Annotated in this window: 9 protein-coding genes and 2 pseudogenes; 6 read left to right on the forward strand and 5 right to left on the reverse strand. The window is 60.5% G+C overall.

The annotated features are described in order from the left end of the window. On the reverse strand, positions 1–1,381 hold a 1,381-nt coding region (locus tag EOA78_RS32090), incomplete at its 3' end, for a DUF6600 domain-containing protein (protein WP_348628513.1). A gap of 335 nt (positions 1,382–1,716) precedes the next feature. Between EOA78_RS32090 and EOA78_RS32095 the strand changes: the two are divergent. Together EOA78_RS32095 and EOA78_RS32100 are read left to right on the forward strand one after the other, a co-directional pair. Then, positions 1,717–2,639: pseudogene (locus EOA78_RS32095) on the forward strand (adenylate/guanylate cyclase domain-containing protein); the annotation flags it as partial. A 524-nt stretch (positions 2,640–3,163) separates the two neighbouring features. Beyond that, positions 3,164–4,984, forward strand: coding sequence for an adenylate/guanylate cyclase domain-containing protein (locus tag EOA78_RS32100; protein ID WP_245477909.1), 1,821 nt, complete (start codon positions 3,164–3,166; stop codon positions 4,982–4,984). 606 nt (positions 4,985–5,590) lie between these two features. Here the strand turns inward: EOA78_RS32100 and EOA78_RS32105 are convergent. Further along, positions 5,591–6,352 carry a ferritin-like domain-containing protein gene (locus tag EOA78_RS32105; RefSeq protein ID WP_164784029.1) on the reverse strand — a complete coding sequence of 254 codons (762 nt, stop codon included), beginning with the start codon at positions 6,350–6,352 and terminating at the stop codon, positions 5,591–5,593. 268 nt (positions 6,353–6,620) lie between these two features. Further along, the gene (locus EOA78_RS32110; protein ID WP_164784027.1) at positions 6,621–7,331 is read right to left on the reverse strand and encodes an RNA polymerase sigma factor; all 711 of its coding nucleotides are present in this window, start codon (positions 7,329–7,331) and stop codon (positions 6,621–6,623) included. A 230-nt stretch (positions 7,332–7,561) separates the two neighbouring features. On the opposite strand from EOA78_RS32110, the pseudogene EOA78_RS32115 reads away from it, so the two are divergent. Continuing rightward, positions 7,562–7,909 (forward strand): annotated as a pseudogene (locus EOA78_RS32115) (Na+/H+ antiporter NhaA); the annotation flags it as partial. Positions 7,910–8,455: 546 nt separating this feature from the next. Here the strand turns inward: EOA78_RS32115 and EOA78_RS32125 are convergent. Beyond that, a complete protein-coding gene (locus EOA78_RS32125) occupies positions 8,456–9,610 on the reverse strand; it encodes a sodium:calcium antiporter (RefSeq protein ID WP_245477911.1) in 1,155 nt (384 codons plus the stop codon). A 312-nt stretch (positions 9,611–9,922) separates the two neighbouring features. Here EOA78_RS32125 and EOA78_RS32135 point away from each other — a divergent pair, with 312 nt between their 5' ends. The 3 genes from EOA78_RS32135 to EOA78_RS36635 all read left to right on the forward strand — a co-directional run bounded on the left by EOA78_RS32135 (position 9,923) and on the right by EOA78_RS36635 (position 11,851). Further along, complete coding sequence (locus EOA78_RS32135; RefSeq protein ID WP_127319395.1) at positions 9,923–10,135, forward strand: hypothetical protein; 213 nt, start codon at positions 9,923–9,925, stop codon at positions 10,133–10,135. Positions 10,136–10,163: 28 nt separating this feature from the next. Beyond that, the gene (locus EOA78_RS32140) at positions 10,164–11,381 is read left to right on the forward strand and encodes a cytochrome P450 (RefSeq protein ID WP_127319397.1); all 1,218 of its coding nucleotides are present in this window, start codon (positions 10,164–10,166) and stop codon (positions 11,379–11,381) included. Positions 11,382–11,548: 167 nt separating this feature from the next. Next, positions 11,549–11,851 (forward strand): hypothetical protein, encoded by a 303-nt coding sequence (locus EOA78_RS36635; protein ID WP_206533543.1) that lies wholly within the window; start codon positions 11,549–11,551, stop codon positions 11,849–11,851. Between the two features lie 412 nt (positions 11,852–12,263). On the opposite strand, the gene EOA78_RS32155 is transcribed toward EOA78_RS36635, so the two are convergent. After that, a complete protein-coding gene (locus EOA78_RS32155; protein WP_127319401.1) occupies positions 12,264–13,178 on the reverse strand; it encodes an alpha/beta hydrolase in 915 nt (304 codons plus the stop codon). Positions 13,179–13,229 lie beyond the last annotated feature (51 nt).

Consider the following 13,229-nt stretch of genomic DNA (forward strand, 5'->3'; position numbering starts at 1 on the left):
TCTCAGGCTTGGCCGCCTGCTCGGGCTCGGCCTGCTGCTGCTCGGCGGCAGGCTGCTCCTTGGTCTTCCGCTTCTCAGGCTTGGCCGCCTGTTCCGGCTCGGCCTGCTGCTGCTCGGCGGCAGGCTGCTCCTTGGCCTTCCGCTTCCCAGGTTTGGCCGCCTGTTCCGGCTCGGCCTGCTGCTCGGCGGCGGGCTGCTCCTTGGCCTTCCGCTTCTCAGGTTTGGCCGCCTGTTCCGGCTCGGCCTGCTGCTGCTCGGCGGCGGGCTGCTCCTTGGCCTTCGGCTTCTCAGGTTTGGCCGCCTGTTCCGGCTCGGCCTGCTGCTGCTCGGCGGCGGGCTGCTTGGCCTTCGGCTTCTCAGGCTTGGCAGCCTGTTCCGGCTCGGCCTGCTGCTGCTCGGCGGCCGGTTGCTCCTCGGTCGTCGGCTTTTCAGGCTTGGCGGTCTCTTCCGGCTTAACCTCTTCGTCGCTCGCCGGCGCCTTTTCGGTCGTGGCTGCGTCTTCGGTCGGCTTCGATTTCCGGCCTGCCTGAACCTGCTTCACCTCCTCGATGTCTTTGAGCTCAGCTGGTTTGGCATCGGGATCGGCTTTCACTTCACCTTCAAAGACCGTGACCGTATTGTTTTCCAATTTGCCGGCCTGCTCGGGCGTCTCGGTCTCGCTGACCTCGATGACAGTCACCTGCTGGTTCGTCTCCTTCTCGATCACATCAACATCAATGACTTTGTTGATCACCACGTTGTTCTGGATCGTCACGTCGCCGGCCGGCTCGGCCGCCTCGACAATGCGCACAAACTCCGGCTCATCACGGATAACGACGACTGAAATGTCCTCAGCAAGGAATTCGCGGGTGGGGACCACGACCCAGTAAAAATCCGGCGTGGTGTCGAACGTCACCTCGATTGAAATCAAATCGGGATCGCGGCGGGGCGGCAGCGGAGCCCAGATCATGTGCTCCCTGTCGCGCCGCCAGCTCACCCATGCTGGCGCCCAACGAGTGCCGGGAACCCAGTACCAGCCGATGTCGTCGGCATAGCCCCACCGGCCGTAATGGTAGGTCGCCCAGCCGAACGGCTCGTCGGACACCCAGAGCCAGCCATACTGCTCGGTATAGACCCAGTGTCCAAGGGTATACGGACGCCAATCGTCAGGTACATCGACCGGGACGAAAACGGTCGCTCCGCGGTACGAAACCCAATCACCATGGGAAGACAGGTCATCGTAGAATGTGCTGATGGAAATGGAAACGTCGGTGGCAGCCCTCGCCTCGGACACAAGCGACAATGGCGCAACCGGGTTGGGAATCTCGACGACCGTGAGCAGGCAGGCGGTTACGCCGCCCAGCATCAGCCGTACAGCGTTTTGGGCGAGGACGCGTTTCATCCTAGTCTTCCTCCGAAACAGATCGCCCTTCAATTTTGGAAACTCACCGGCTGTCGAATTGTTCCACTTGTTAGTGTTGCCCGCATCTGCTCACACACCGGCTTGGCATCACACGATGGTACGCCTATCAGCGCAAACGGCACATCGGCGCATTGCTGCTTGGCAGCTCGGGGGCCGTAACCTGACCGGCTGGTTTCCCCGCGTATTGGCAGCGTTGCGGACGTTGCAAACGGCCGCAATGAAGCCAAAGCGGCGTTCTGGCCCGCCGCCACGATGGCGTTAGCTAATAATCACCAAGGCTAGTAAAGTGTCTTTGGCAAGTTCAGAGGACAGCCATGGGCCAGGAGCAGGTTGAGCGCCGGCTGGCGGCCATACTGGCGGCCGACGTTGTTGGCTACAGCCGGCTCGTGGAGGCTAATGAGGAAAGCACGCTGGTTGCGCTTCGCCAGCATCGCCACGAGTTCTTCGATCCAACCGTAGTCAAGCATGGCGGGCGAATCTTCAAGGTGATGGGCGACGGTTTCCTGGTCGAGTTCGGCAGCGTTATCAAAGCGGCGCGTTGCGCGGTTGAAATCCAGCGCGGCATGGTCGAGCGCAACACCGGGGTTCCTGAGGACCGGCACATCAAGTTCCGCATCGGGATCAATCTCGGTGACATCATCGTCGACGGCGACGATTTCACGGCGACGGCGTCAATATGGCGGCGCGACTCGAGGGGCTGGCGGGGCCAGGAGGCATTGCTTGTTCGGCGGTGGTGCGCGACCAGGTCGGCAACAAGCTCGAATTGGAGTTTCTCGATCAGGGCGAGAAGACGGTCAAGAACATCGCGCAGCCGGTGCATGTCTATTTCGTCAATCTGGCGGCTCCCGCAAACGGCTCCCTCAAGACCACGGTAGGCGCTCAGCCGCGGCCGCGCCCCGACAAGCCGTCGGTGGCGATCCTGCCGTTCGCCAACATGAGCAATGACCCCGAGCGGGAGTTCTTCAGCGATGGGATCACCGAGGACATTATCACCGACCTGTCGAATGTCTCGGGCCTGTTCGTGCTCGGCCGCAACACCGTCTTCACTTACAAGGGCAAGGCAGTGAACCTGGAGCGCATCGCGAAGGGACTGGGTGTTGCCTATGTGGTCGAAGGCAGCGTTCGCAAGGCCGGGAACCGGGTGCGGATCAACGCGCAGCTGATCGAAGGGGCGACTGGGGGCCACCTGTGGGCCGACCGCTACGAGATCGACCGCTCTATCGATCTGCTCGAGGTTTGCTTGCAGCAGTTTGGAATCGAAATGAAACTATGGTTCAAGAACGATTCCGACCTCGATCCCATCCGCAATCATCCACGCTATCAAGCTCGCCGAATAGCGATCGCCGGGCGGAACTTGCGCGATAGCAAGGATCCTGCCTCTCGGCAGGCTCCACGTCCGTATTGGCGCAACCGTGCCTTCCAAACAGCGCTGTTGGCGCAAGGTGGAAATGATTTTCCATTCACGCAGTTGACCCACTCCGGACCATCCTGAGGTTGGGACACGTGGCTGACGGAGCGATTGTTCCCACCGCGAACGACGGAAGAAACCGCTTCGGCAAGTTCAGCGCGCCAGTTGGTTCGGAGTCCCGAAAACGGACCTTCCTTCGAATGACGCCGTCCTTCCATTGGACCGCGACAGACCTTTGCAGTGACCACTTCGCAGATCCTGTTCCTGTCGAAGGCGGCTCTCTCGTGAAGGGTCGCCACATGACCGTCTCAGTGCTATCATGAACCAGCACGGTCGCGGTGTCGGGCAGCCGGATGGTGCATGTCGCGTCAATCGCCCGGGCTTCATTCGGCGGATCTCCTGAGGGAGAGACAGCCATGGCGACTGCAAGAGCGGAGCGGCGGCTGGCCGCGATCCTGGCCGCTGACGTCGTCGGCTATGCCCGCCTCGTCCAACATGACGAGGCTGGGACGTTGTCGGCCCTGAAGGTTCTGCGTCAGGAGGTGATCGATCCGCTGCTGGCCGAGCATCAGGGCCGTATTGTCAAGCTGATGGGCGACGGTGCGCTCGTGGAGTTCAGCTCGGTCGTCGATGCCGTCGCATGCGCGGTCGCCATCCAGAAGGGCGTTGCCGCGCGGCAGGCCGACGTGCTGCCGGAGCAACAAATCGTCTTCCGGATTGGCGTCAATCTGGGCGACGTGATCCACGAGGTTGATGGGGATCTCTACGGCGACGGCGTCAACATCGCGGCCCGCCTCCAGACCTTGGCAGATCCAGGCGGCATTTGCATTTCCGGTACGGGCTACGATCACCTTCAGGGCAAGCTTGACTGCGACTACGAGTACCTTGGCGAACGCGCGCTCAAGAACATGGAGCGGCCGGTTCGACTGTACCGCCCCCTTTGGGACGGTCCGACCGCACGAACGGGATCGCCCAGGCTCACACTTCCAGACCGACCATCCATTGCCGTGCTGCCGTTCAACGCCATGAGCGCCGACCCGGAGCAGGACTTCTTCAGCGATGGGCTCACTGAGGACATCACCACCGCGCTGTCCAAGCTCAAGGGCTTCTTCGTGATCGCCCGCAATACGATGTTCACCTACAAGGGAAAGCCTGTGGATGTGCGCGCCGTCGGGCGCGAACTCGGGATCCGCTATGTTCTCGAGGGGAGTGTCCGCAAGTCTGGTAGCCGCGTCAGGGTGACCGCGCAGCTCATCGATGCGACCTCCGAAGCCCATCTCTGGGCCGAGCGGTACGACGGCGACCTCGGCGACATCTTCGTCATTCAGGACGAAATCACCGCAAGCGTCGTCGGTCGCATCGGCCCGGAACTCCTGGCGGCAGAGCATGCCCGCGAAAGCCCCAAGCCGCATCAAGGCCTCGATGCCTGGGAATGTGTCGTGCGAGCCGTGTTCCTGTGTTCCCAGTTGTCTGAGGAGAGCAGCCGGAAGATGCTCCCCCTGCTCGATCGGGCAATCCGACTGGCTCCCGACTATGCCCAGGCGCTTGCCATCAAAGGTTGGATTACGATGTGGCGCGCGTTCCAGGGGTGGGAGGACATGGGACACGCCCTGGCACTTGCCAGGGATGTTGTCCAGCAGGCCATTGCCGCGGACGATAAGGAGCCGTGGGCTTACCTTGCGCAGGCGATGATAGCCTTTGCGACGCGTGACAATGTCCTGGCGATGGCAGCGGCCAGCCAGGCTGTCGCGATCAACCCCAACTCCGCGTTTGCGCACGGCCAGTTGGGACTTGCGCATGCCAACGGGGGCCGCGCGGCGGACGCCATTCCTTGCATCGACTACGCTCTCAGACTGAGCCCGCGCGAGGCTTTTCTCGGCGACTTTCAGTTCTACTACGCCCTGGCTTACTTCCAGGGCGCGAACTACGAGCTTGGATTGAGTTATGCGCGGGAGGCGCATCGCTTGCGGTCCGGCCACGCTTATCCGCTGGTCATCGGCACGGCCTGTGCCGGACTTCTGGACAACCAGGAGGCTGCCACGGACTTGCTCGGACGGCTCAAGTCGCTAGTCCCTTACATCTCACGGGACGCGGTCGGAGCAACATCTGCTCTCGTCCGCGCCGAGGATCGGGCGCGCCTGATCGAGGGACTTGCCCGAGCCGGCCTGGATTGACGGGTTGGATTGACCTCGAGAACCGATCGCTTACTGGTGAAGGGCGTTCCCGGCAGCATGTCTCGACGACTTTCGGAATTGTGCTGCGTGGAAGCCCATCTCCGCGGCCTCCCCGACAAAGTTGCCAACACGAAGGTCGCTTCAGCTATCGCTGAAATGCTCCCCGTGATTGGCTCATCGTGAGTAACGCCAACCAGACGCTGGAAGGCGTGGCTCAAGTCTGGTGGCGTTTGCTATCGAATGCCGGACCGATTCAGCGGCGATGCAGTCACACGGGGTTCCATTGTGGCATTCCGCGAAATGAACTTGTGAACCAGGAACGTCCGTTCATGGCGCAACCTCGACCTACAGCGTGGTCAACCGCAACGTCTGCTATCGGGCCGCGGCGAAGATCACCGCAACGGCCAAAATCGGGCGCGAAGCAGAAGGCGTCCATCGGCAGGCCGTGACCTGGTGACCTAGGCAGACACCTTGCCGCCGGCCGGCCAATGTCCCCTCTGGACCTGAGGCTGCCGTCGCGTTGCTCCCGCCCGAGACATAGGGTGGGAGACCGCAACTTGTTGCCGCTCAGTTTTCGGCGGCCAATCATCACTCATCGCAACTGGCTCAGGTGTTTTTGAGATTGCCGTTCATCCCGTTCGGATAGAAGCCGCCTTTGTCCACTCCTTCCTTGTCGGTGAGATAGACGATCCGGAGCACTTCCTGCGGCGTTCTGGTGAACGCTATCGCATCCGGCGTCGATGGAACGATGTTGGCCTTTCCGTCTACCTGGATGCCCTGATCCTTATCTTCCGATCCATCGATCTTGTCCCGGGCATCGGAGACTGCGTTGGCGGCCTTCCAGGCTTCCTCTCCCTTTCGGTAGAGGGTCGATCGCGCCATCCCCATGTGGTAGGCCTCGACCGCCAGGATGCCAGCGGCGGCGGCAAGAAAATCCTTGTTTTTCAGAACTGTCGCCGCACCGGCATAGGCGGTGACGCCGACATCCTCGAACAACATCCCGCCGAGAACGAAGTTCGTTTCGTTGCCGAAGGGATCGAAGTCCGCACCGAGACCGGCCGCTTCCGCGACGGCCTTGAACCCGGCATCGAAATCGATGGCCGGCCGGTCAACCGCGTTGGTTCCAAGCGTCTTACGGTAGAAGCGCACGTGCGCGAGTTCGTTTTCAGCGACCTCCTGCATGAATTCGCCGATGGCGGGCGTCTCGAAGGAAATTTGCTTTCCACCGACGACGTCGCCCGGTTTCGAACCGGCATCGGCTGCGTCGATGCCTTTTCCGGTGGTGCCACGGAGATAGTATTCGGCCTCCATATATTCGAGGTTGAGCGCAAAGCGGAAAATATCTTCGTCCGATATGTCATGTGCCAATACCGGAGAAGGCCTCGCGATTCCGCCGAGTGCCGCTCCGGCACCGAGTACGACAAGTCCCTGAAGGGACTGACGCCGGGATAGGTGAAGTGCGCCCTGCATGGCTGTCTCCTATGATTGTTGATTCAACACCGCTGCCAGAACCGCGGCGCCGAAGGCATTTGCCTGACGATTAGATGGTCCGGGCCACCGAAATATTCCCGCGTCCGCGACAGAGCCCCGCGAAAAGGGACAGCGGAATCTCGGCGTGGACGGCGTCTACGAGCGCTCAGTCGCCGCGTTCGGCTGATGAATCCTTTCGAATCAGGCGGATTGCGAGCCGATCGAGAACTGATTGCGCGAGGCGGTCACAACGGGCGCCAGCGAAGAGAAACGTATCGGTGAACACGGTGGCGAGCTTGTCCCGCAGCGCCTCGCGGAGCAGCCGGCGTGCGCGATAAAGACGGGTGCTCACTGTCTGAGGTGGCAATGCCAAAAGAAAAGCCGTTTCCTCAATGCTCAATTCCTCGACGTCCCGCATGACAAAGACGATGCGAAAGGGCTCTGGCAAGCCACCGACGGCTCGCTCCAGAAGGCTGCGGATTTCTGCGAGAGCGGCCGCCTCTTCGGGACCAGGCTCGTGGGCGCTGAACGGAGCGACCATGCCTTCGATGGCTTTCACGTCGACGGTAGGCCGCCTTTTCCGGCGGCGTCCCAGGGCCTCGTTCAGCGCGATCCGAGTGAGCCAGGTCGACAGCCGCGCCTCTGCGCGGAATTCGGCCAGATGGGTGAATGCGTGGATATAAGTCTCCTGAAGTACGTCCTCCGCCTCGATGTCGTCATTCAGGACGGCGCGGGCGATCCGGTGAAGCCGCTGATTGTGACGCTTGATGATTAGCCAGAACGCGGCGGGGTCACGCTGTCGCGCGTGTTCAGCCAGCCCCGCGTCGTCAAGGTCCTCGATCCTCACTGCCTCGGTGGATCCGGTCGGCTTCTTCATAGGCGCTCCAGATGGATCAGCTTGCTATGAGATAAGCGTTTTCCGGGTTTTCGGTCAGCAGCCCGGTGGAGACTTGGGACTTTAGCGGATCAGAGGTCTGCTCACCAAGTAAATCGGACCTTGTTATGTAACAGTCCGTCTTCCGGTTATGCCGCAACCGCGACGTCCAGAATGGTTCCAACAATGTCTGCTTCTTAAATCGGGCATGGAGGTCAAGCTCCTATTTTTGCTTCCGCTTCGTCTCTCCGCTTCACAACCTCGAACATAGGCTGCATTTCGCAGTTCCTTTTCTCATCGTGCCGCTCTTCGGTTTCGTGAACGCGGGCATCTCGTTTGATGGCGTGGGAATCGATGCGTTGGCGGCTCCGCTCACGCTGGGCATTGCCGCAGGACTTTTGGGCGGCAAGGTCGTTGGGGTGCTCGTGGCTTCATTTCTTGCTGTGCGTGCCGGACTAGCTGATATGCCTGCATTTGCCAGCTGGAGACACCTGCTGGGCGTCGCTTTCCTGTGCGGCATCGGCTTCACGATGAGCCTGTTCATCGCGTTGCTCGCATTTCCCGGTGATGAGCTTCTATAAACCGAGTCGAAGCTTGGTATTCTTGTCGGCTCCCTTGCATCCGCTCTGATCGGCTCTGCCGTCATACTGCTCGGCAAGTCGCCAATTTCATTCCGCGATTACTGAAGGTAGCAATGCTCCACGTGCAGAGCCGCTTTACGGAAACGCGGTTGTGGTCCGGGCACATCGCCCGGCCACTACCTAAGCAGCATCGCTTGCATCGCTCAGGCGCGGCCAAGCCTCCGCAGCATGATCTGCAGGTCGGTTCGGCTGATGTCGGCAATTCGGTCGGCCGCGCTGTCGAGCCAACAAGTGTGCGTAAAAGCCGTTGCAAATCAAGGCTCGTCCAGGCGCGGCGACCGGCCGAGCCCCTATTGCAGGGCTCGGCATGGCCTTCATCGGCGTCACGGCCGAGCGGGCAATCGGCGCTCTGTTGAAGCGATGAAAGAAGAACTCGGCCTCGCGCGATAGGAAACGAGGCTGTTCGCCAATCCATTGAATGCAAAATCCGAGCTGGCGATCGCAGGGCGATTCAAGTGGCCCCAAACACACGGTGCCTCAAGCTCGTCAGCCGCCGCTGCCGCGCAGGAAATATAGGAGAATCACCCCAGCGACGTAGGTGCCCAGCACCGCGAGCGAGTCGTAGCCCATCCTGAAGATGGTCCGGTCCCGCCGCTCCGCGAGGCCAACGAGATAGATCGCTGTGACGGTGATGGCGATCAGAGCGGCAAATCCCTCGAAACCGCCGACGCTGTTCATCACTGCATCTCCGCCACCGGTGACGTCGATCAGAAAGAGGAAAGAGATGTCAAAAAGGTTCGTGCCGAATATGTCCGACATCGCCATCGTATAGAGCCCCGCACGCATCGTGCTGTAGACCGTGCTCATCTCTGGCAGCGAAGTGGCGATGGCGAGGAAGACAGCGCCGAAGAAGCTATGGCCGAGGCCGGTTCCCTCAGCGATCGCATCGCCGGTTCGGGAAAGAACATAGCCGCCGACGATGATGACGAATCCAGCCACGCAAGCTAGTGAGATCGCCCAGCGGAGCGGTTTGTCCTTGTCCTCCTCGGCTTTTTCCTTCGCTCGTTCATTCTCCTTTTCCTTGCTCACCTGCTTGTCGTTTGGGACCCACGGCTTGTCGCTATGCAGTTGGGACAGAAGCCAAAGGCTAATGCAGAAGACGATCGCCAGAAGCCATATCCACAACCCTGCGAAGAAAACAGGAAAGTCGCCGACCATGATCGAAGCGGCGATAATGGAGAGCAACAGGATCTTCAGACCACCCTGGAGGAAAATGACCGGATCGGGGACGACAGACGTCAGCGCCCGTTTACCGATAATGGCGTCGGCCACCGCAAGGATGGCTACCTGCATGGCGATACCGCCGAGGATGCTATTCACGGCTAGGCTGGCATCACCGCTTACCGATGAGGTGATGGCCACCGCCAGTTCCGGCAGGGAGGTAACGCCACCGAGCAGCACAAGGCCGACCAGCGCTTGGCCCATCCCCGTCTTGTCGCTGATGACGTTGGCATAGCGCGCAAGCTTCACGCCGGCAATCCAGACGACCACCGCCGACGCGATAAAGATCGCGATGTTGATCCAGAGATTCAGGCCGGCGAAATCCAACATCATGGCCACACCAGCTAGTGTAGGCCGAAAGGCCAGAAGCTCAGCGTCGACGCCCTCGAACTGCGATTTCGAGGGTTCTGCCCGCTTCATGGCCAGTGGCGGCCACTCCCCCGGGATGCTGCGGGAAACCGTTGATAAGTACCCGGATCAGGCAGCGTCCGAGATGTCCGACTCGGTCTCGAATATTCCCACAGTTTTCTATTTCCTCGGCGGCTAACCCACATGCCACCGCCAAATCCTGGATTGAATAACCAAGATGCTCGCGATATGCACGGATGATATGCGTCCCCTCTGACATGGCAACCAAGACCGTCTCAGGGATGCGCGAATCCTTCATACGACCTCCTCCATGCTATAGCGATATAAGGTCGGGAGATTTGTTCCCGCCTGCGATGCTAGCAAATGCAAAAAATGGATGTCGAGCGGCCCGATCGGCTTCATCCATGGAATGGGCTGCCCACAACGGCGGCCGGAGCTAAGTATGGCGGTTCACTTGGCTCTGATCAAGTCGACGTGCTCGATGACAACGCACCAATTTACGCGGTCAAGCGCGTGGCCGACCTGATACCCGAGGCCAAGAGTCGGTTGACTGGAGAAGAGCAAAGCGCCTCATGATGAAGCGTCCGGAGAAGGTGGCGATCCGATGAACGAGACTCGCGAGTTCGACATCCTCTCTCCAGGATTCCATGCAGATCCGTTTCCCACGCTCGATCAGATGAGGGCTGAAGGGTCGGTGATCCACATGAAGCTACCGATCATCGGCCGCACATGGCTCGCCGTAACGCACGCGGCATGCGCGGCAATGCTGAAGGACCACGACAGTTTCGCGCGTGATCCTGGCAACGCAGGAAGCAAGACACAGGCGCGCATTCTGAGAGTGTTGCCAAGGACGCTCAGCCTTCTGGCGCTGAACATGCTCGGACACGACGACCCTGAGCACCGCCGCCAGCGCGGCCTCGTCGACCAGACGTTCCAGCGCCGCACTATCGAGGCGATGAAGCCGACAATTGCGGCTATTGCAGATCGGCTGCTCGATCGGATGGAGGATGGCACCGAGATCAATCTGATGACTGAATTCTGCCGAGACCTGCCGCTTTCGGTCATCTGCGCGACGCTGGGCCTTCCGGAACGGGATCACGACCGGTTCAAGAACTGGCTGGGGAGACTCACCGATACCGCCGACGTTTGGGCCATAATCCGAGCAATTCCGGGCCTGGTCCGCGTTGTCCGCCATCTTCGACGCGTATCGCGACCCGGGGGCGGAGCGCTACCGGACGGACTGATTGCGGCCCTGCGCGATGTGGAGACGGACGGGCAGAAGCTCAGCGAGGATGAACTCGTGTCGATGATCTTCCTGCTGTTCGGTGCCGGGCAGGAAACCACGACACACCTGATTTCCGGCGGTTTGCTCGCGCTGCTGTCGCACGACGAGCAACGCCGGAAGCTTCAGGCCGATCCTTCACTCATGCCGACCTGCGTCGAAGAATGCCTGCGCCATGTGTCCCCGGTGCAGATGACCAAGCCGCGTTTCGCGATCCGCGACATGGTATGGCAAGGTGAGCAGTTTCGTCGCGGCGACATGTTCGCCGGAATGCTGGCGGCGGCGAATTGCGATCCTTCCAAATTCGAAGACCCGCACCGCTTCGACATCGCGCGGCACCCCAACCCGCATCTCTCTTTCGGCACCGGCGTGCATTTCTGCCTCGGCTTCCAGCTCGCCCGCGCCGAGGCCGCGATTGCATTCGAACGCATCTTTACACGCTTTCCCGATCTCCGCCTCAGCGTCGATGCGCGGCAGATCAAGTGGCGTAAACGGCTCGGCATTCGCGCCTTGGTCCAGCTTCCGATATTACTCCGTTAATGCGCAGGGAAGCAGCTAATGCGAACAGGAACGCCAAATCATGGCTTTTCTCCGTTCCTTTAGCCTTACAGGCTGAAGCGCGCCTCAATGGCGCCGTTCGAGTTGCGTCGACCGCCTTCCAAAGCAGACATGCCAAATCGACGATCGCGCAAAGAAATGTCGCGCGAGTGGACTTCGACCAAATCCACGACCGCCAGCAATTCGGATCCGTCAAATGGGCCAATCAGTGGGATGAGTTCTCCCCCCGGGTCGAGGGCGAAGACCTGCTCTCCCTATGGACAGCGGATATGGATTTTCGTGCCCCGGAAGCTGTGATCGCGCGGCTGCGCGAAGCCGCGGACCATGGCATTTACGGTTACACCCGTCGCGACCCGCGCCACTATGAGATCGTGCAATCGTGGTTCGCGCGCCGGCACAACTGGTCGCCGGTGCTGGAAACCCTGCTTCCTGCGCCAGCAATCATGCCGTGAGTAGCTGCAATACTCCGGACCTTCACGAAGCCCGGTGACGGCGTCATTGTGCAGTCGCCCGTGTACTCACCCTATTTCGAAGTGATTCAGGGAAATGGGCGAGTCCTGCTTACGAATCGGCTGAGACTTCAAAACAACGAATATGAGCTTGACCTTGAGGATTTCGAGAGACTGGCCGCCAGCGGCGCCAAGGCATTTCTACTCTGCAATCCTCACAATCCTGCCGGAAGGGCCTGACGCAAGAAGAATTGGGGGCGCTGAACGATGTTTGCGAGCGCTATGGGATTTTGGTTATGGGCGCCATGACTCGACCAGCGGTCGCCCGCGATCTCAGCTTTCAAAGCTGCCCTATACGACCGAGATTGGTCAATACTTCCGGTTCCTGAACGGGAACATTGCGCCAGCAACTGCCTCACCCGAGGGCTATATAGTCGCGGACAAACATGCCCGCGCTGTGAAGAGCGCGCCAACCGGCACTCAACCCCGCATTCCAAACCGGCCAGGCGTGAATCATATGCGGCCAAATTTCGAGACGTACCTTGACGTCAGCCGCGCCAGCGGCTGCCGCGAGCCGAGTTGCGTCCGACAACAGCGTCTCGGCCGAACCGACTTGTATCAGCATTGGGGGAAATCCGCTCAGATCGGCGAACAACGGCGAGATCAGGGGATCGCGCCGGCCAACGCCGTGGGGAACATAGGCGGTTGCCAGTTCCTCCAAATACGCCCGGTGGACGATAGGGTCGATCGCGTCCTTAGTTGATAGTGTCGCGCCGGACATCGAAAGGTCCGTCCAGGGCGAAACCAGCCAAAGACATCGCGGCAACCGCTCCCCTGCCGCGCACAATATACTGACCAAGCACAGGGTGAGATTGCCGCCCGCACTGTCTCCACCAACCACGATGCGATCCGGCGCGATCCCTTGCCGGCTCAGAAAGCGCCATGCGGCGAGTGCGTCTTCATGTTGCGCAGGGAAAGGATGTTCCGGCGCGCGTCGATAGTCGATCGCGAGGGTGCGCATTCCCATTGCTCGACCTGCCTCGGTCACCATTCGACGATGACTTTTGAGAGAGCCGGAGCAGTAGCCACCACCGTGGAAAAAGAGCAGAACCTTATCCCTGTCACTCTCAGGCGCTAGGGACCACTCTCCCTCGAGGGCATCGAAAACCGCATCCTCGCATCGGATGTCGTCCGCAATCGGCCACACCGAACCAACCTCATCGAGTCGTGCCCGGCGTTCGTCCCAGCCCACCGGGCGTGGCTTTGACGTCAACAACCTGCGGACGGCGTTGATCTCCGTCAGATCGAGGTGTTCATCCACATCGCTCATTTTGCTTTCCTACCCCATCAAGCATAGAAAACCGGCGGACAGCAGCAGCCA

The organism is Mesorhizobium sp. M5C.F.Cr.IN.023.01.1.1 (genome assembly GCF_003997585.1).
Classification (GTDB): domain Bacteria; phylum Pseudomonadota; class Alphaproteobacteria; order Rhizobiales; family Rhizobiaceae; genus Mesorhizobium; species Mesorhizobium wenxiniae.